The organism is Micromonospora chaiyaphumensis, assembly GCF_900091435.1.
GTDB lineage: Bacteria > Actinomycetota > Actinomycetes > Mycobacteriales > Micromonosporaceae > Micromonospora > Micromonospora chaiyaphumensis.
The window spans coordinates 96,501-113,190 of record NZ_FMCS01000013.1; the positions used below are offsets into that span (position 1 = coordinate 96,501).

General features: G+C 74.6%; 20 protein-coding genes. 12 read left to right on the forward strand and 8 right to left on the reverse strand.

From position 1 onward, the window contains the following. The first annotated feature begins 114 nt into the window (after nucleotides 1-114). The 3 genes from GA0070214_RS28140 to GA0070214_RS28150 all read left to right on the forward strand — a co-directional run bounded on the left by GA0070214_RS28140 (nucleotide 115) and on the right by GA0070214_RS28150 (nucleotide 2,581). Nucleotides 115-1,350 (forward strand): sensor histidine kinase, encoded by a 1,236-nt coding sequence (locus tag GA0070214_RS28140; RefSeq protein WP_091269538.1) that lies wholly within the window; start codon nucleotides 115-117, stop codon nucleotides 1,348-1,350. After that, a complete protein-coding gene (locus GA0070214_RS28145) occupies nucleotides 1,347-2,024 on the forward strand; it encodes a response regulator (RefSeq protein WP_091269539.1) in 678 nt (225 codons plus the stop codon). Before GA0070214_RS28140 ends, GA0070214_RS28145 begins: the two co-directional genes overlap by 4 nt. A gap of 104 nt (nucleotides 2,025-2,128) precedes the next feature. Next, nucleotides 2,129-2,581, forward strand: a complete 453-nt coding sequence (locus GA0070214_RS28150) for a hypothetical protein (RefSeq protein WP_091269540.1) — start codon at nucleotides 2,129-2,131, stop codon at nucleotides 2,579-2,581. Nucleotides 2,582-2,668: 87 nt separating this feature from the next. Here the strand turns inward: GA0070214_RS28150 and GA0070214_RS28155 are convergent, their stop codons facing one another. Further along, nucleotides 2,669-3,445 carry a D-Ala-D-Ala carboxypeptidase family metallohydrolase gene (locus GA0070214_RS28155; RefSeq protein WP_091269541.1) on the reverse strand — a complete coding sequence of 259 codons (777 nt, stop codon included), beginning with the start codon at nucleotides 3,443-3,445 and terminating at the stop codon, nucleotides 2,669-2,671. A 290-nt stretch (nucleotides 3,446-3,735) separates the two neighbouring features. Between GA0070214_RS28155 and GA0070214_RS28160 the strand changes: the two genes are divergently transcribed. Next, complete coding sequence (locus GA0070214_RS28160; RefSeq protein ID WP_091269542.1) at nucleotides 3,736-4,377, forward strand: DUF6642 family protein; 642 nt, start codon at nucleotides 3,736-3,738, stop codon at nucleotides 4,375-4,377. 31 nt (nucleotides 4,378-4,408) lie between these two features. Further along, nucleotides 4,409-4,873 carry a PPOX class F420-dependent oxidoreductase gene (locus GA0070214_RS28165; protein ID WP_091269543.1) on the forward strand — a complete coding sequence of 155 codons (465 nt, stop codon included), beginning with the start codon at nucleotides 4,409-4,411 and terminating at the stop codon, nucleotides 4,871-4,873. Nucleotides 4,874-4,875: 2 nt separating this feature from the next. On the opposite strand, the gene GA0070214_RS28170 is transcribed toward GA0070214_RS28165, so the two are convergent. Next, nucleotides 4,876-5,517, reverse strand: a complete 642-nt coding sequence (locus GA0070214_RS28170) for an NAD(P)-dependent oxidoreductase (protein WP_091269544.1) — start codon at nucleotides 5,515-5,517, stop codon at nucleotides 4,876-4,878. Nucleotides 5,518-5,721: 204 nt separating this feature from the next. Next, nucleotides 5,722-6,954, reverse strand: a complete 1,233-nt coding sequence (locus GA0070214_RS28175; protein ID WP_091269545.1) for a serine hydrolase domain-containing protein — start codon at nucleotides 6,952-6,954, stop codon at nucleotides 5,722-5,724. Between the two features lie 66 nt (nucleotides 6,955-7,020). Here GA0070214_RS28175 and GA0070214_RS28180 point away from each other — a divergent pair, with 66 nt between their 5' ends. The 5 genes from GA0070214_RS28180 (at nucleotide 7,021) to GA0070214_RS28200 (ending at nucleotide 10,038) form a co-directional block, all read left to right on the forward strand. Beyond that, nucleotides 7,021-7,614: a pentapeptide repeat-containing protein gene (locus GA0070214_RS28180; protein ID WP_091269546.1), complete on the forward strand. Its 594-nt coding sequence runs from the start codon at nucleotides 7,021-7,023 to the stop codon at nucleotides 7,612-7,614. 52 nt (nucleotides 7,615-7,666) lie between these two features. Beyond that, entirely contained in the window at nucleotides 7,667-8,116 is a 450-nt protein-coding gene (locus tag GA0070214_RS28185) for a pyridoxamine 5'-phosphate oxidase family protein (RefSeq protein ID WP_091269547.1), read from the forward strand. 110 nt (nucleotides 8,117-8,226) lie between these two features. After that, the gene (locus GA0070214_RS28190; protein ID WP_244167888.1) at nucleotides 8,227-9,120 is read left to right on the forward strand and encodes a hypothetical protein; all 894 of its coding nucleotides are present in this window, start codon (nucleotides 8,227-8,229) and stop codon (nucleotides 9,118-9,120) included. 78 nt (nucleotides 9,121-9,198) lie between these two features. Next, nucleotides 9,199-9,636, forward strand: coding sequence for a nitroreductase family deazaflavin-dependent oxidoreductase (locus tag GA0070214_RS28195; protein ID WP_091269548.1), 438 nt, complete (start codon nucleotides 9,199-9,201; stop codon nucleotides 9,634-9,636). 90 nt (nucleotides 9,637-9,726) lie between these two features. Beyond that, nucleotides 9,727-10,038 carry a hypothetical protein gene (locus tag GA0070214_RS28200; RefSeq protein ID WP_091269549.1) on the forward strand — a complete coding sequence of 104 codons (312 nt, stop codon included), beginning with the start codon at nucleotides 9,727-9,729 and terminating at the stop codon, nucleotides 10,036-10,038. Nucleotides 10,039-10,086: 48 nt separating this feature from the next. Here GA0070214_RS28200 and dacB read toward each other — a convergent pair whose 3' ends face one another. Further along, nucleotides 10,087-11,670 carry a D-alanyl-D-alanine carboxypeptidase/D-alanyl-D-alanine endopeptidase gene (dacB, locus tag GA0070214_RS28205; RefSeq protein ID WP_091269550.1) on the reverse strand — a complete coding sequence of 528 codons (1,584 nt, stop codon included), beginning with the start codon at nucleotides 11,668-11,670 and terminating at the stop codon, nucleotides 10,087-10,089. A 306-nt stretch (nucleotides 11,671-11,976) separates the two neighbouring features. Between dacB and GA0070214_RS28210 the strand changes: the two genes are divergently transcribed. Beyond that, a complete protein-coding gene (locus GA0070214_RS28210; RefSeq protein ID WP_091269551.1) occupies nucleotides 11,977-12,258 on the forward strand; it encodes a HesB/IscA family protein in 282 nt (93 codons plus the stop codon). 1 nt (nucleotide 12,259) lies between these two features. Here the strand turns inward: GA0070214_RS28210 and GA0070214_RS28215 are convergent, their stop codons facing one another. The 4 genes from GA0070214_RS28215 to GA0070214_RS28230 all read right to left on the reverse strand — a co-directional run bounded on the left by GA0070214_RS28215 (nucleotide 12,260) and on the right by GA0070214_RS28230 (nucleotide 16,095). Beyond that, nucleotides 12,260-13,363 (reverse strand): beta family protein, encoded by a 1,104-nt coding sequence (locus GA0070214_RS28215; RefSeq protein ID WP_091269552.1) that lies wholly within the window; start codon nucleotides 13,361-13,363, stop codon nucleotides 12,260-12,262. 132 nt (nucleotides 13,364-13,495) lie between these two features. After that, nucleotides 13,496-14,062 carry a PepSY domain-containing protein gene (locus tag GA0070214_RS28220; RefSeq protein ID WP_139141921.1) on the reverse strand — a complete coding sequence of 189 codons (567 nt, stop codon included), beginning with the start codon at nucleotides 14,060-14,062 and terminating at the stop codon, nucleotides 13,496-13,498. A 57-nt stretch (nucleotides 14,063-14,119) separates the two neighbouring features. Continuing rightward, a complete protein-coding gene (locus GA0070214_RS28225) occupies nucleotides 14,120-15,406 on the reverse strand; it encodes a HAMP domain-containing sensor histidine kinase (protein WP_091269554.1) in 1,287 nt (428 codons plus the stop codon). Continuing rightward, nucleotides 15,403-16,095 carry a response regulator transcription factor gene (locus GA0070214_RS28230; RefSeq protein WP_091269555.1) on the reverse strand — a complete coding sequence of 231 codons (693 nt, stop codon included), beginning with the start codon at nucleotides 16,093-16,095 and terminating at the stop codon, nucleotides 15,403-15,405. The genes GA0070214_RS28225 and GA0070214_RS28230 overlap by 4 nt, the downstream gene beginning before the upstream one ends. Before the next feature lie 103 nt (nucleotides 16,096-16,198). On the opposite strand from GA0070214_RS28230, the gene GA0070214_RS28235 reads away from it, so the two are divergent. After that, nucleotides 16,199-16,672 carry a septum formation initiator gene (locus tag GA0070214_RS28235; protein ID WP_091269556.1) on the forward strand — a complete coding sequence of 158 codons (474 nt, stop codon included), beginning with the start codon at nucleotides 16,199-16,201 and terminating at the stop codon, nucleotides 16,670-16,672. The last annotated feature ends 18 nt before the right edge of the window (nucleotides 16,673-16,690 follow it).

Sequence of the window (16,690 nt, forward strand, 5' to 3'; positions counted from 1 at the left end):
CCACCCGGTCGCCCGCTGCGGCCGGCGGTCGGGAGCTGCCGATACCTCGGTCTACCGGCAGGCGTCGACTTTGGTAGCTGGTCGGGCCCGGAACGGGCTTCCTAGCATGGGTGGATGAGCAGCGCCGTCGTACCCGATCACCCCTGGCTGCTGCCGGGCTCCCTGGTGCCCGCCGCCCGGGTCCGGCGCACGCCCCGGGACTGGCTCGTCGACAGCCTGGCCTTCCTGTTCTCGGTGGCCTGGGTGCTGCTCGCCTACGGCGACTCGCTGCAGCCGAAGCCGGAGTTCGCGGTGAACCTCGGGCCGGCCTGGCTCAACCACCTGGACCTGGCCGTCGGGTTGCTGGCCAGCGCCGCGCTCTGGCTGCGCCGGCGCTGGCCGGTCGGGCTGGCCGTGGCCGCCGCGCCGCTGGCCCTCTTCTCCGTCACCTCCGGCATCGCCCTGTTGATCATCCTGTTCACGGTCGTGGTGCACCGGCGGCTGACGGTGGCCCTGGCGCTGGTCGGCTGGCACCTCGTGACGACCCCGCTCTACCTGGCCGTCCGCCCCGACCCGGTGCTGCCGTTCTGGGCCGCCGTGGCCTGGACCCTGCTCTTCATCGGCGGCACGGTGGCCTGGGCGCTGTTCGTCCGGGCCCGCCGCCAGCTCGTGCTGTCGCTGCGCGACCGGGCCGAGCGGGCCGAGGCCGAGCAGCAGCTCCGGCTGGACCAGGCCCGCCAGCTCGAACGCACCCGGATCGCCCGCGAGATGCACGACGTGCTCGCCCACCGGATCTCCCTGCTCAGCCTGCACGCCGGCGCCCTGGAGTTCCGTCCGGACGCGCCGCCGGCGGAGGTCGCCCGGGCGGCCGGGGTGATCCGGGCCAGCGCGCACGCCGCGCTGCAGGACCTGCGCGAGGTGATCGGCGTGCTCCGCGCCGAGCCGGCCGCCGGGGCCACCCCGGAACGCCCGCAACCCACCCTCGGCGACGTGCCCGCCCTGGTCGCCGAGTCCCGGGCCGCCGGCGTACGGGTCGGCGTGGTGGACGAGGTCGCCGACCCGGCGGCGGTGCCGGCGGCGGTCGGGCGCAGCGCGTACCGGATCGTGCAGGAGGGGCTCACCAACGCCCGCAAGCACGCGCCCGGCGCGCTGGTGACCGTCCGGCTGGCCGGCGGTCCCGGCGACGGCCTGGCCGTGGAGATCCGCAACCCGTGGCCGGTCGGCGAGGCCGGCTCGCCGATCCCGGGCACCGGGACCGGGCTGGTGGGGGTCGCGGAGCGCGTCACCCTGGCCGGCGGGCGGCTCGACCACGGGCGGGACGCCGACGGCGACTTCCGGCTCGTCGCCTGGCTGCCCTGGGCGCCCGCGTGACCGCCGGGCCGCCCGTCCGGGTGCTGATCGTCGACGACGACCCGCTGGTCCGGGCCGCGCTGTCGATGATCCTCGGCGGGGCGCCGGACGTCCGGGTGGTCGGCGAGGCCACCGACGGCGCGGAGGTGCCCGCCGCGGTCACCGCGTACGCCCCGGACGTGGTGCTCATGGACATCCGGATGCCGCGGGTCGACGGGCTGGCCGCCACCGAGGCGCTGCGGGCCGCGCCGGACCCGCCCGAGGTGCTGGTGCTGACCACCTTCGACGCCGACGAGCAGGTGCTGCGGGCGCTGCGGGCCGGGGCGAGCGGCTTCCTGCTCAAGGACACCCCGCCCGCCGAGATCGTGGCGGCGGTGCGCCGGGTCGCGGCCGGCGAGGCGACCCTGTCCCCGGCGGTGACCCGCAAGCTCATCGCGCACGTGACCGCGCCGGCGCCGGCCCGGGAACCGGACACGAGGCGGGCGCGGGCGCTGCGGCTGCTCGACGACCTGACCGGGCGGGAGCGGGAGGTCGCCGTCGCGCTGGGGCGGGGCCGGAGCAACGCGGAGATCTCCGCGGAGCTGTTCATGAGCGTGGCGACCGTGAAGGCGTACGTCTCGCGCCTGCTCACGAAGCTCGACCTGAACAACCGCGTGCAGGTGGCGCTGCTCGTCCAGGACGCCGGGTTGGTCTGACCGCCGGGCGGGATTGAACTGCTGCCGGTGCGGGGCCGTACCAGTGGTCGAGGATGTGGTGCGGCCGGTCCGCCGCACCGCTGCCGAGCTGCGGGAGGCCTGCCGTGCGAGTTGGTGAGCAGTCGACGGATCCCATCGATCAGATCCTGGGCGAGGTGCCGGTGCCGGCGCCGCTGACCCCCGAGGATGTCCGCCTCGCGGTCCGGGCGGTGGTGGTGCACGCCGCCGAGGAGTGGCCCGCCGGACCGAAGTGCCGCAACGACGGCGCCTCGTACCCCTGCCGCCTGCACCGGTGGGGGCGGCGCGTGCTGGAGGCCCACGGCCTCAACGAGCGTCAGATCGACGCCCTGGTGCGGCACGGGAACCCGTTCGTGCACGTGCCCTTCCCGTTCGTGCTGACCGGGCCGTCGGCCGGCCGGCCGGCGGCGGCCCCGTCCCCGCGCGGCCCGGCCGGCCGGGTCGCCGCACCTCCGGTGCGGCCCGCTCTCCGGCCCGGCGGTACCGGCCGGCCCGTGGCACCCCCCGCCACCCGGCCGCGCTGGCCCCGGGCGAGCTGACGACCGTTCAGCGCCCCCGGGGCTGCCGACGGCGGCCCGGCACAGGGAGCCCCCACCCCTGCTGCCGGGCCGCCCTCGATCATCGGTTCAGCTCACCCCGCAGTTCGGGGCGGACCAGGTGGTGGTGTTCGCCGACCGGTCCCGGTTGTTCTCCCGGCGGGAGTCGACGTGGACGTGGTCGCTGTGGCCCGGGTAACCGGGGCCGAAGATGCCGCTGAAGCCGTGGCTGCGGGCCGACTGAGCCACCTGGCACAGCGTCCTGCTGCGGGAGACCACGTCGGCCGCGGTGCCGTAGAGGTGCTGGCTGTCCGAGGCACCGCCGACCTGCTGGTTGCAGGCGATGCTGCGGAAGGCGCTGTTGACGTAGAGCGGCGTGTCGCCGAGGCTGCGCCGCAGCGCCTCCAGCTTCCACATGGTGCGCACGGCGTTCTCCCGGGTCGCGGTCGACGAGAGCGGGCCCCCGCTCCACCCGCCCTTGCCGCAGCCGTTGTCCAGTTCGGCATAGCTGAAGTGCTTCGGCGTGCAGTCGTTGTCCTGGAGTTCGTAGATCTTGGCGAAGGTCTGCGGGCCGGCGACGCCGTCGACGCTCAGCCCGTACGCGGACTGGAAGCGCCGGACCGCGGCCGCCGTCTCGGGCCCGTAGCTGCCGTCGACCCGGACGATGTCCCGGTAGGCGGCCCAGCCGGCCACACGGATCTGGAGTTGCCGGACGTCCTCCCCGGAGCGCCCCTGGTAGAGGTTCCGGTTCCAGGTGTAGCAGCCGTCGGCGTGAGCCGCCGGCGCGGCGACGACCGTGGCGATCGCGGCCCCGGGCAGGGCCAGCGCGAACGCGACGGCCGTCCGCTTGAGCATGTTGACGCGCACAGAATTCCTCCCGGTTAGAGAGTGATGTGGGGTTGGGACGGGACATCGACCGGGAAGTCCCGTACTCCCACCGTGACAGCACTCCGGGTGGTTCGTGGCGGATAACGGGAATTGCTCTCGCATTAGCGGACTGCTGGTATTAACGGTGAATTGGGGTGAATGTGAAACGCCCATTCCCGCCCGGAACCGCGCTCCGGTGACGGAATCCACCAGTCGGTGACACCGAGGGTGATGTCGCGTCGTCGCCCCGGCCCGGTAACGTCTGCCTGCGTAGGCGGGGGAGGTGGGCGTTGGCACGGGGTGGCGTCTTCTGCATCGAGGGCCAGTGGCACCGGGACCTCAACGAGCGCGGTTCCGTCCTGCCCACCCTCGAACTGCTCGAACGGCTGGGCCGGATCCGTTTCATCCACAAGGACGCCGCCACCCGCGACGAGCTCTTCTACTTCCTCGACCGCTGGCTGCTCAAGCAGTACGCCGACTACCGGGTCGGATTCTTCGCCATGCACGGCGAGCCGAGCCGGCTCTGCCTCACCGACTGGGACTCGGTCGAGCTGGCCGACGTCGCCGAGCGGATGGCCGGCCGCTGCGAGGGGCGCCGCCTCTACTTCGGCAGCTGCTCGGTGCTGCGCGCGTCCGACGCCGCGCTGCGTGACTTCCTCGACGTCACGGGCGCCGCGCTGGTCTGCGGCTTCACCCGCGAGGTGGACTGGGTCGAGTCCGCCGCCTTCGAGACCGTGCTCCTCGACGTGCTGGCCAACGGGCAGCGGCACAACGCCGCCGAGCTGCGGATGGGCTCGGCGCACTGGGCGCCGCTCGCCTCCTACCTCGGCTTCCGGGTGATCTACGCCAACGGCCGCGCCTGGCGAGCGAGCGCGCCACCGCGGGTGCCCGCGCAGGCCTCGCCGCGCCGGGCCGCCGGCCGTCCCCGCTGAGGCTGCCCGGCCCGCCTGGTAGAACCGAGGCATGGCACGCAGCATCGCGACCAACACCCGGGTCGACCGGGACGCCCTCGTCGAGTTCCTCCGCCCCCGGCACCGGGTCGTGCTCATGACGACCCGCGCCGACGGCCGGCCCCAGTCCTCCCCGGTCTCCTGCGGGGTCGACGGCGAGGGACGGCTGGTGATCTCCACCTACCCCGAGCGGGCCAAGGTCACCAACATCCGCCGCGACCCCCGGGTCTCCGCGTGCGTGCTCTCCGACGACTGGAACGGGCCGTGGGTCCAGGTCGACGGCACCGCCGAGGTGCTCGACCTGCCGGAGGCGCTCGAACCGCTGGTCGACTACTTCCGCAGCATCTCCGGTGAGCACCCGGACTGGGACGAGTACCGCGAGGCGATGGTCAAGCAGGGCAAGTCGCTGATCCGGGTGACCATCGACGGCTGGGGGCCGATCGCCACCGGCGGCTTCCCCGCCCGGCTGGCCGACTGACCTCAGTACGCGGCCGTGAAGCGGGCGTTGCCGAACCGCGGGTTCTCGATCTCGTCGACGATCGCCACGGCCAGGTCCTCGTAGGTGAGCACCGACCGGCCCTGCGCGTCGGTGACCGGATGGTCGGTGCCGGTCCGGTAGTGGCCGGTCCGCTCGCCCGGGTGGAACTCCAGCGGCGGCGGCGAGACGTACGTCCAGGTCACCCCGTCGGCCGAGGAGCGGTAGATCTCCAGGGCGTCGGCCTGGCCCTCGGCCGAGTCCCGGTACTCCTCCGGGAAGTCCGGCTCGTCCAGGTACCGGGTGCCCTTCGGGGTCAGCAACGTCGCCCCGCCACCCACGTGGATCACCCGCGGCGGGTCGGGCAGGTCGCGCAGCGTGTCGACAACGGTCCGGGCCGCGTCGCGCCACAGGTCCCGCTCCCCGCCGCCGATGGCCACCACGAACACGTCGGCCTCCTCGGCCAGCTCCCGCACGCTGCGGGCCGAGGTCGCGTCACCGGTCACCGTGCGGACCCCGGGCGGCAGGTAGCTGGTCGCCTCCGGGCGGCGTACCGCCGCCGTGACCCGGTGCCCCCGCTCGACCGCCTCGGCGGCGATCCGCGAGCCCGCGGTGCCACCGGCGCCGAACACGACGATGTCGCTCATGCTCCCCAGGCTAGGGAGCGGGCCGCCCGGCCGGTGCCGTTCCGACGAACCGGCCGGGCGTTGGGGCAGCGGGCAGCCCGACGGCGCCTGTCGACGGACCTGGCGCCGTTGAGGCAGCGGGCAGCCCGACGGCGCCTGTCGACGGACCTGGCGCCGTTGGGGCAGCGGGCAGCCCGACGGCGCCTGTCGACGGACCTGGCGGTGTCAGTCGACCAGCGCCGAGTAGACGAGCTGGCGCAGCTGGGGGCGGAGCGGGTGGGTGCTCGACGGCATGAGCTGGGTGAAGAGCAGCGCCGTGACCTCCTCCACCGGGTCCACCCAGAACGCGGTGCTGGCCAGGCCACCCCAGTAGTACTCGCCCACGCTGCTCGGCACCCGGGACGGCACCGGGTCGAGCACGACGGCGAAGCCCAGCCCGAAGCCGACCCCGTCGAGGATGGTCTCGGCGAAGCCCTCCGGGGAGAACAAGCCCAGGTCCCGGTTGCCGGGCAGGTGGTTGCGGGTCATGAAGCGCACGGTGCGAGGGCCGAGCAGGCGGACGCCGTCCAGCTCGCCGCCGCGCAGCAGGAACTGGGTGAACCGGTGGTAGTCGGCGGCCGTGGAGACCAGCCCGCCGCCACCGGAGAGGCAGTCCGGCGCGCTGAGCGCGTAGCGGCCGAGCGCGTCGGCGCGGACCGCCTGGCCGGTGGCGGGGTGCGGCACGTAGAGCGCGGCGAGGCGCTTCGCGTCCGGCTCGTCGACCCACCAGCGGGTGTCGGTCATGCCCAGCGGCCGGAAGATCCGCTCCGCGAAGAACGCGTCCAGCGATTGCCCGGAGACCACCTCGACGAGCCGGCCCAGCACGTCGGTGGAGACCCCGTAGTTCCAGCTCGTGCCCGGCTGGAAGAGCAGCGGCAGGCGGGCCATCCCGCGGGTCGCCTCGGCCAGGTCCGCCCCGGCCGGCACACCCAGGTCGAAGCCCGCCGCCCGGTAGAGCCCGTCGACCACGCTGACCTGGGCGAAGCCGTAGGTCAGGCCGGCGGTGTGGGTGAGCAGGTGCCAGACCCGGATCGGCTCGACGGCCGGCACCGTGAACGGCTTGAGCACCGAGCCCCGGTCGTAGACCCGCACGTCGGCGAACTCCGGCAGCCAGCGGCTGACCGGGTCGTTCAGTTCGAGCCGGCCCTCCTCCCACAGCATCATGGCGGCGACCGAGGTGATCGGCTTGGTCATCGAGTAGATGCGCCAGAGGGTGTCCGGCTCGACCGGCACGCCGGCCTCCCGGTCCCGCAGCCCGTACGTCGAGGAGTGGGCGATCTCGCCCCGGCGGGTCACCACGATCTGCCAGCCGGCGAGCCGGCCGTCGTCGACGTACCTGCCGAAGTGCTCGTCGATCCGCGCCAGCCGGGCGGGGTCGAAGCCGATACGGTCCGGGTCGGTGCTCACTGCGACGCTCACGAAGCCGAACCTACCGGCCGGTACGGCGAGCGGGAAGTGTCGGCCGGCGACACTAGTCTCGGCCGCATGCCCGAAGCCGTCGAGGACGCCACCTACCGCCACCAGGACTGGTACGCCGAGGAGCTGGTCGACCGGCATTTCGTCCGGTGCGAGTTCTTCCACGTCGACCTCACCGAGGCGGTCAGCCAGGGCGCCACCTTCACCGAGTGCGTCTTCGGCAACGTGGCCTTCAACGCCTCCCGGCACACCGACTCGGCCTTCACCCGCTGCACCTTCAAGCGGTGCAACCTCTTCGAGGCCGAGTTCACCGGTTGCAAGCTGGTCGGCAGCAGCTTCGACCAGTGCGACCTGCGCCCGCTGCGGGTCGACGGCGGCGACTGGTCCTTCGTCGCCCTGCCCGGCGCCGACCTGCGCGGCGTACGCATCACCGACGCGCGCCTGCGCGAGGTCGACCTGACCGGCGCCGACCTGACCGGCGCGGTGCTCACCGGCCTCGACCTCTCCGGCGCCCAGCTGCACGCCGCCAAGCTGATCCGGGCCGACCTGCGCGGCAGTGACCTGACCTCGCTCGATCCGACGGCGGTGGAGCGCGCCGGGGCGATCGTCGACGCCGAGCAGGCGGTCGTGCTCGCGCAGGCGCTGGGCTTCGAGGTCCGCTGACCCGCCCGGAAAGGCGCCGCGGGTTGTCAGGTTTTCCGGCCAGACTGGCCGCATGACATGGTGGTCCGACCTGGTGACGTCCGAACCCGACTTCGCGGCGCGGGTGCGCGCCCGCTTCGCCGTCCGCAAGCACGGCACGATGGCGACCCTGCGGCGGGACGGCTCGCCGCGGATCAGCGGCACGGAGTTCGACTTCGGCGACGACGGGCAACTCCGGCTGGGCAGCATGGCCGGCGCACTGAAAGCGCTCGACCTGCGCCGCGACCCGCGGGTGGCGCTGCACTGCCCGACCGAGGACGCCCCGGAGGACGACCCGACCGCCTGGCCCGGCGATGCGAAGATCTCCGGCCGGGCGCACGAGGAGCCGGCCGGCGAGGACGGCTCGCACCGGTTCCGCATCGAGCTGACCGAGGTGGTGCTGACCCGGGTCGGCGACCCGCCGGACCACCTGGTGATCGAGAGCTGGCACCCGGACCGTGGCCTGCGGCGGCGGTCACGGTGAGTTGAGTCGCCGTCGCTACCGATTGGTAACGAAGTGGAAACTGCCCCCCGCCGACATATGGCGCACCGACGCCCATGATGGAAACGTGAACCGGCGGCCGGAGCGCGGCGGTGAGCGGAGGTTCGGTGGGGCAGCAGGACCACGGTCGGGTCGGTGACCGGACGTCGTACCCGCACGGGCAGACCCGGTCGGCGCTCCGCCGGCTCGCGCGGGCCCGGCAACGGCGGCGCTGGCTGCTGGAGGTGCTGGTCGCATTCGCCTGCCTGGCCGCGCTGGTGGCCTACCTGGGCAGCGAGCGGCACGACACGCCCCGCGAGGAGAACGCCGTGCTGCCGGTCGCGCCGACCCGCCGCCCCGTGCTGCCGCCTCCGGGCGGCGCGCAGGCCGGTGCCGTCACGCCGGGGCTGAACCCCCGTCAGCATCCACCCTCGCCCAGCCCGTCGCCGTCCCGGCCGGCGGTGCCGCCGACGCTGACCGTGAGCCAGTCCGACGTGCCAACGCGCGTCGACCTCAGCGCGGTGGGCACCGTCGACTGGGTCCAGTGGGGACAGCTCGGCGCCCGGACGCCGGTGCGCAAGCGGCACGGCTCCGGCGACATCCGCGACGAGGGCGGCCGGGGCGAGCGGCAGAGCTACCAGAACAACCCCGAGGAGTACGCCTGGCGCGACGGCGCCCCGACCGGGTCGGTGAGCGGCACGATGTCCGCGGTGTACACCTGCGACCGTGGCAGCGGCTTCACCCTGGCCGTGGCCGCCAACGGGCAGCTCCGCACCGTGCACCTCTACGCCGGGCTGTGGATGGCCCGGGCCCGCCTCGACCTGCGGATCTCCGGCGGTGGGCCGGCCAGCACGCTTCGCCTGGAGGACCCGCACACCGTGCGGACCGCCGACTTCACCATCCGGTTCCGCGCCGCGCCGGGCGCGAAGCTGCTGATGAACTGGACGGTGGAGGAGTCGCTGGGGGACTGCGGCAACGTCAGCCTCCAGGCGGTGGCGCTGCGCTGACCGCCGATCGTCCGGCGCCCGGGGCCGGCCGGGAGTAGCGTGGGCCCGGCGGCCGACCGAGGATCCGGGAGGAACACCATGACCACGAGCGAGCAGGTGCTGGACAGCCCCGAGGGTTGGGTCGCCGCGCACATCCGGCGATACGTGGAGACCGGTGGCGCGGAGGGCCACGAGTGGCGCCCCGGTGTCTTCACGCTGCTGCTGACCACCCGCGGCCGGCGCTCCGGCAAGCTGCGGCGCACCGCGCTGATCTACGGCCGGGACGGCGACGCCTATCTCGTGGTGGCCTCGCAGGGCGGCGCCCCGCAGCATCCCGCCTGGTACCTCAACCTGCTCGCCGACCCGGAGGCGCAGGTGCAGGTCGGCCCGGACACCTTCCCGGTCCGGGCGCGCACCGCGACGGCGGAGGAGAAGCCGCGGATGTGGCGGACCATGACGGCGGCCTGGCCGGCGTACGACGAGTACCAGACGAAGACCGACCGGGAGATCCCGGTGGTGGTGCTGGAACGGGTCTGACGACCGGGACAGTTTGTCCGTCGCGGCCGTCGCGGGGGGTCGTAGGTTTCCGATGTTCCCGTCCGACCATCCGCTGTGGAGGCTCGACCGATGAGCAGCAGTGCCCGCGTCGTCCGTTCCGTCCCGCCGTCCGACGGCGACGTGCTGCGGGAGATCCCGCTGCCGCCGTACGTGACCGGCGAGGACGCCCAGTTCGCGGTGCGGGCGGTGGTGGTGCACGCGCCACGGCGGTGGTCCGGCGGGACGATCTGCCGCAACGACGCGAGCCCGCACCCGTGCCGGCTGCACCGCTGGGGCCGGCGGGTGCTGGCGCTGCGTGGCCTGCCGCCGGCCGAGATCGACGCGCTCATCGAGCAGGGCGACCCCGCCGCCGAGCCGCGTCCACCCCGGCCCGGCGCCTGAACCGGCCCGCGCCCCGCCCCCGGGCCACGGGGGCGGGGCCACCGCAGCTCAGCAGACCGCCGGCTTCACCCAGGAACACTCCAGGCCCTCGGGCACCCGCGGCGACTCCGGCGCCGCCGGCACCGACAGGCGCGCCGTGGCCGTCGCCTTCTCGCTGTACGAGGCCAGCGCGATCGCGATCTGGTCCTCCAGTCCCTTGACCGACGAGGTCAGGTAGTTGTTGAGCACGACGGAGAAGGCCAGCACGTGCCCGTCGGCGTCGGTGGCGTAGCCGGAGAGGCTGGACGCCCCGGTCAGGCTTCCGGTCTTGGCGTGCACGTTGTTGGCCGCGGCGGTGCCGCCCATCCGGCTGCGCAGCGTGCCACCGACGAACCGCTCCGGGTTGCCGGCCACCGGCAGGGCCGCGTACCAGGTGTCGAACCAGGGTTCGGCGCGGACCGCCGCGAGCAGCGCGGCGAACTGGGCGGGCGGGATCATGTTGCGCCGGGAGAGCCCGGAACCGTCGCGCTGGCGCAGCGTGCCGGTGTCCATGCCGGAGTCGCCGACGTACTCGCTGATCGCCGACAGCCCGGCGGCCCAGGTGCCGGAGCCGGACAGCACCCGGCCCAGCTCCTTGGTGAGCACCTCGGCGTGGCCGTTGTTGGAGAGCTTGAGGAACGGCACCATGAGCTCGGCCAGCGGCATCGAGTCGTGCCGGGCGACCGGCTTGGCGTCCTCGGGGGTGGCCTGGCCGAGCACGGTCCGGCCGAGGACCCGCACCCCGTGCCGGCGCAGGGCCGACCGGAAGACGTCGGCGGCGTACCCGGTCGGTTCCCAGACCGTCATCCAGTCGCTCTCCTCGGCCTGGCCGACCGCGATCTGGCCGGTGACCACGATGGTGTTGCCGCCGTGCTCGCGCTCGAAGGAGATCGTCGTCTCGCCGGTGGCGACCGTCTCGGCCCGGTTGTCGATCCGCAGCCAGCCGTTGGCCGGCGTCATGGTGACCTTCGGCCGCGCGCCGGCCTGTGCGCCCGGCGCCGCGTGCACGATGACCGTGCCGGCGTCGTAGTCGGTGTTCGGGGCGACGGTCAGCGCGGAGACCTGCGCCGCGTAGTAGTAGGACTCGTCGTCCCAGGTCCAGTCCGGGCCGAGCCGGGTGCGGTCGTAGCGGGTGTCGTCGGCGACCAGGTTGCCGGTCACCACCCGTACGCCCGCGGCGGCCACGTCGGCGGCCAGCCGGTCGTAGTCCTCGGCCAGCATGGTCGGGTCGCCTCCGCCGCGCAGGTAGAGGTTGCCGGAGAGCAGCCCGGCCCGGCGTACGCCGTCGCCGGTCACATCCGTGGTGAAGCGGTGCCCGGGCCCGAGCAGTTCCATGGCCGCCGTCGAGGTGAGCAGCTTGGTGTTCGAGGCGGGGATCAGTCGCCGGTCCCCGTTGCGGTCGTAGAGGGTCTGCCCCGTGGTGGTGTCGACGACGACCACGCCCGCCTGCGCCCCGGCCAGCCGGGAGTCGGCGAGGATCGCGTCGATGGTCGCGTGCAGCCGGGTCTGCGCGGGGGTGGGCGCTTCGGCCGTGGCCGTGGGTGCGCCGGCGGTGGCCGCGGTGGCGACCAGCGCCAGCACCGCGAGCGCCCGGGGGAAGAGACGACGATGCATGTGTCGATGCTGCCATGAAGCTTTCCTCCGGAGAAGACTCCACAGCGAAAGTTATTGACAGAACCCGGTGGATTACCCGCTCGGCGGCGGAACAAACATTCCCGTCGCCGCCCCCGCCGGTCCGGTGTCGACTGACCCGGCTCTATTTGACGGATGCCCGGGCAGGGGGCACCGTAGGCCGTGAGGGGCGTTCGACCTGCCCTGGTTTGCACGGCGAAGCCTGATTCGCCTTCCCGGGGTCCCGACCGGCCGCGTGGGCCGCATCGACCCGCCCGCGATTCCCGAACCAGCCAGAGGAGTTCCGCCATGCTGACCATGACCGACAACGCCGTCCTGGTGATCCGCGATCTCGCCAACCAGCAGGACGTCGCCGAGGCGGGTGGCCTGCGCATCGCCGCCGACACCGACGCCGGCTCGCTCTCGATCGAGCTGGTCGAGCAGCCGACCCAGGGCGACCAGGTGATCGACGACCAGGGTGCCCGCATCTTCCTCGACGCCGACGCCGCCGAGCTGCTCAACGACACCTCGGTGGACGCCACCGTCGACGACGAGGGCATCGTGCAGTTCGGGTTCACCGAGAAGGAGTGACTCACCCGGCGCGGCGGGTCTCACCACCGCGCTGCGGCCGGCCGGCGCGCCCCCGCTCGGGGACGTCCTGGTCGGCCCGCCACGGCCCGCCGCGCTGCTCCCGCTCCGGCCGGAGCAGCGTGGCCAGCACGTGTGCCAGGTGGTGCGACGTGCTCCAGGCGATCCAGTTCGCCGGCGAGCCGGCGCCCGCGCCGCGCCGTGCCCGGCGGACGATCTCGTGGTCGCCCCAGGAGAAGCTGGCGCCCGCGGCCGGCCAGTGCGGGGCCGCGACGAGCGTGCGGCACAGGTCGGCGAAGCGGTCGTCGCCGCGGCCGCCCCGGCGTGACCACCGGTAGACCCACCACCCCCCGCTCGTGGTGTAGCGCAGGGTCGGCAGCCGGTCGCCGGGCCCGTCCGTTCCGGGCACCGGGCAGCTCACGCCGTAGTCGCCGTAGCCGACGCCGAGGTCGGCCAGGCGCTGCCCGAGCTGCCAGTCGAAACGGTCCAGGCGCGCCGGCTCGTCCGTGGGAAGCCGGCTCAGCGTCGGCGGCATCCCGCCGGCCGCCACCGTCACCGAGCGCCAGGCGTGCCGCCGGGCCCACTCGGCCAGCCGCCGGACCCTGGGCTCGGCCAGCCGCACGTCGGCCGGGCAGCACACGTCTCCCGCGTCGATGAGCAGGTCGCACTGCTCCGGTACCAGCCGGGCGAGCCGCCAGATCCGTTCCACGGCCGCGGTGGTCGCATCCGGGCCGGCCCGGTCCTGCGCGGTCCGCAGGCGGACAACCGCCCGCCGCCCGTACTCCCGGGCGGCCGCGCCGTGCGCCACCAACCGCCGGTCGCCCTCCGCGAGCCCGATCACCGGCACCAGCGGTACGCCCCAGCGGACCAGTTCGCTCGCCGCCGACTCGGGCAGCACCGACACGTCGACGGCGGGGAGGAGACCGGCCGGCAGCCGGCCGATCAGGTCCACAGTGCACGGATCCACCGCGTGGACGTCGATGACCGGGGCGAGCAGCGGAGCGGTGGCCTCGTCGAGATGGGCCAGCGCCTCCAGCTCACCTCGGCGACCGGCCAGTACAGGGCGGTAGACCGGTTCCGCCGCCCGACCCCCGTGGGCGGGCACCATACTTCAATGTAGCGACCCGATCGCGTTCCGCCACAGGCTTTCCGGACCTCGTCAGCCGTCCATCCGTCCTGGTGACAGCCGGGCGCACGGTCGGGTCCGGGCGGCATCCCGCCCGGACCCGTGCACCGGCACTCAGTCGTCGTCGCCGGACCGGTCCCCGCCGTGGTCGTCGTACCGGTCGTCGCCGCCGTGGTCGTCGTACCGGTCGTGGGTGCGGCCCCCGTCGTCCGTGCGGCGGGCGCCGTCCTCCGCCCGCCACTCGACCTCGAGCACGGCGCCGTCGCCCCGGTCGACCTTGACCTCGTACGTGGCGCCGGCGCGGGCCACCTTGACGCTCCACACCGGACGCTCGTGCTCGGTCTCCGCCTCGATCTCCACGATCCGGCCGCCGCCGAGGCGGGCCAGCGCGACCCGGCCGGCCCGCTGCGCGTCCACGGTGCCACTCTCCGGCGCACCGCGGCTGGGCGTCGTGCCGGCGGTCGGGGAGTCGTCCGCTGCGGGGCTGTCGTCGACCGTCCCGGGGTTGTCGTCGGCGGTTCCGGGATCGTCGTCGGCCGGGCCGGTGACGTCGGTCGTGACCGCGACCGGCGCGCTGGCCGGTCCCGGCCCGTCCGCCGCCGTCGCGCCGATCGCCGCGCCGGCGACCGCGAGCGCCGCGGCCCCGCCGATCGCCGCCAGGACCAGGGAAGTTCGTCGCATCGTCTCCACCTCTCCTCGTTGTGGATCGAGGATCGGTCCGCGGCGGCTAGCGGCGCGCTACCCGAGGTCTAAGGCCCGGTTAAGGCCGAGCCGGAGCGTCACCACCGCACCGCCGCCGGGTCCACGGCCCAGCTCCAGCCGGCCGCCGCCGGCCCGGGCGGCCCGGTCGGCGATGTCCAGGCCCAGCCCGGTCGATCCGGCCCCGCTGGCCCCCCGCCGGACCGACCCGGCCGGCAGGCCCGGGCCGGCGTCCGCCACGGTCAGCGCCACCTGCCCGGCGTCCGGCGCGAGCCGGACCGTGAAGGGAGTGCCGTCCGGTGTGTGCGCGAAGACGTTGCCCAGCAGCGCGTCCACGGCGGCGGCCAGCTCGTCGCCGGTCACGCGCACCGGCAACGGTCCGGGCGCGAGGTCGAGCGTCACCCTCCGCCCGGTGTCCTCGGCGAGCACCGACCAGAACGCCACCCGGTCGGCGACCACCGCCGCGGCGTCGCAACCGCCGCCCTCGGCCGCCGTACTGCGCCAGCGCGCCTGCCGGATCACGCCGGTCACCGCCCGTTCCAGTCCGTCCACGGCGGTGGTCAGCCGCGCCGCGTCGTCCGGGTCGCGCAGCGACTCGGCCTCCAGCCGCAGCGCGGTCAGCGGCGTGCGCAGCCGGTGCGACAGGTCGGCCACCTGCTCGCGCTCCTCGCGCAGCAGCACCTGGATCCGCTCGGCCAGGTGGTTGAGCGCGCCCGCGACCTCCCGCAGCTCGGGCGGCCCGGCCGGCACGACCCGGGCGTCCAGCTCGGCGTTGGCGAGCCGGTGGGAGACCGCGCCGAGGTCCGCGATGGGCCGGACCAGGGTGCCGGCCAGCCGGTCGGCGACGGCCAGCCCGACCAGCACGAGGAGCAGGCCGAGCAGCGTCAGCACGAGCCAGGCCCGCGTCACCCCGGCGGTCAGCTCCGCCCGGGGGACGACGGTGCGGATCACCGCCGTTCCCTCCGGCCGGCCCTGCACCGCGATGACCACCTCCCGGCCGGCGGCGGACTCGACGGTCAGGCTCTGCCCGCGCGCGGCGAGGTCCACGGCCGGGGTACGCGCCACCCGCGCGCCCAGCACGCTGCCGTCCGGCAGGAACACGGTCACCTCGCGGCGCGAGCCGGCGGCGAGCTGGTCGACGGTCAGCCGGACCGTGTCCGGATCGGCCGTGCCGACCAGCGGCACCAGGCTCTGGGCGTCGGCGGCGGCCCGGACGGTCGCCCGGTCCGCGGCGACGGTGCGCACCAGCACGGCCAGCGGCACCAGGAACGCGACCATCACGAGCACCCCGACGGCGGCGACCAGCAACGCCAGCCGGCCCCTCACGGGTTGCTCCCCGGCACGTCCAGCCGCACCCCGACACCCCGGACGGTGTGCAGGTAACGCGGCTCCTGGGCGCTCTCGCCGAGCTTGCGGCGCAGCCAGGACAGGTGCACGTCGACGGTCTTGTCCGCCCCGCCGTACGGGATCCGCCAGACCTCGGTGAGCAGCTCGCGTTTGGTGACCACCTGTCCGGGCCGGCCGGCGAGGTGGTGCAGCAGGTCGAACTCGCGGGGAGTCAGCTCGACCGGTGCACCGTCCAGCGTGACCTGCCGGGACCGCGGGTCGATCCGCAGCCCACCGACCACGAGCACCGGATCCGTCGCGGGATCGGCGGCCGAGCGGCGCAGCACCGCCCGCGCCCGGGCGTCGAGCTGGGCCGCCGTGAACGGCTTCACCAGGTAGTCGTCGGCGCCGGCGTCGAGCATCCGGACGATCTCGCCCTCGTCGTCACGGGCGGTCGCCACGATGACCGGCACCGTGCTGACCGCGCGCAGCATCCTCAGCAGCTCGCCGCCGTCCAGATCGGGCAGCCCCAGGTCGAGGACGACGAGATCGGGCCGGTCGTCCAGCGCGTCGCGCAGCCCGTCCAGGGCGGTCGAGGCCGCGGCGACCGCGTGCCCGCGCTCCCGCAGGGCCCGGAGCAGCGGGGTACGGATGGTCAGGTCGTCCTCGATGAGCAGCAGCCGGGCCACGGTTGGCAGGCTAGTCCCTCCCACCGCCCGGACCCGCCCTCGTTAACCCGGCCTTAGCGTTCCCCGGAGCTCGGCACAACCCGGGATCGGGGAGACTCGGGGCATGGGCCGTCGTCCGCTGCTCGCCGCCGCCGGGTGGCTGGCCACCACCGCCGCCGCCACCCTCGTGGGGCTGGCCGCGATCCAACTGGTCGGCTCGGGCATCACCGGCACCCCCGGGGGCGTACGCGACCCGGGGGAGGTGGCCCGCGCACTCGCCTCGCCCACGCCGGCGGCCACCTCGCCGGGCGCGAGCCCCACGGCGGGCGCGACCCCGCCGGCCACCACGGCGAGCCTGCCGCCGGCAGCGAGCGGAGCCGAACGCACCTTCCGGACGGCCGGCGGGACGGCCATCGTCGAGTGCGGGCCGGACGGGGTGCGCCTGGTCTCCTGGTCCCCGGCGCCGGGCTACCGGGTGAAGGAGTACGACCGGGGGCCGGACGAGCACGTCGAGATCCGCTTCGTCGGGGCCGAGGGGGAGCACGAGCTGCGCGTGCGGTGCCGTGGCTCGGAGCCGGTCGCCACCCCGCACGACTGACGTCTTTCCCCAACGCGG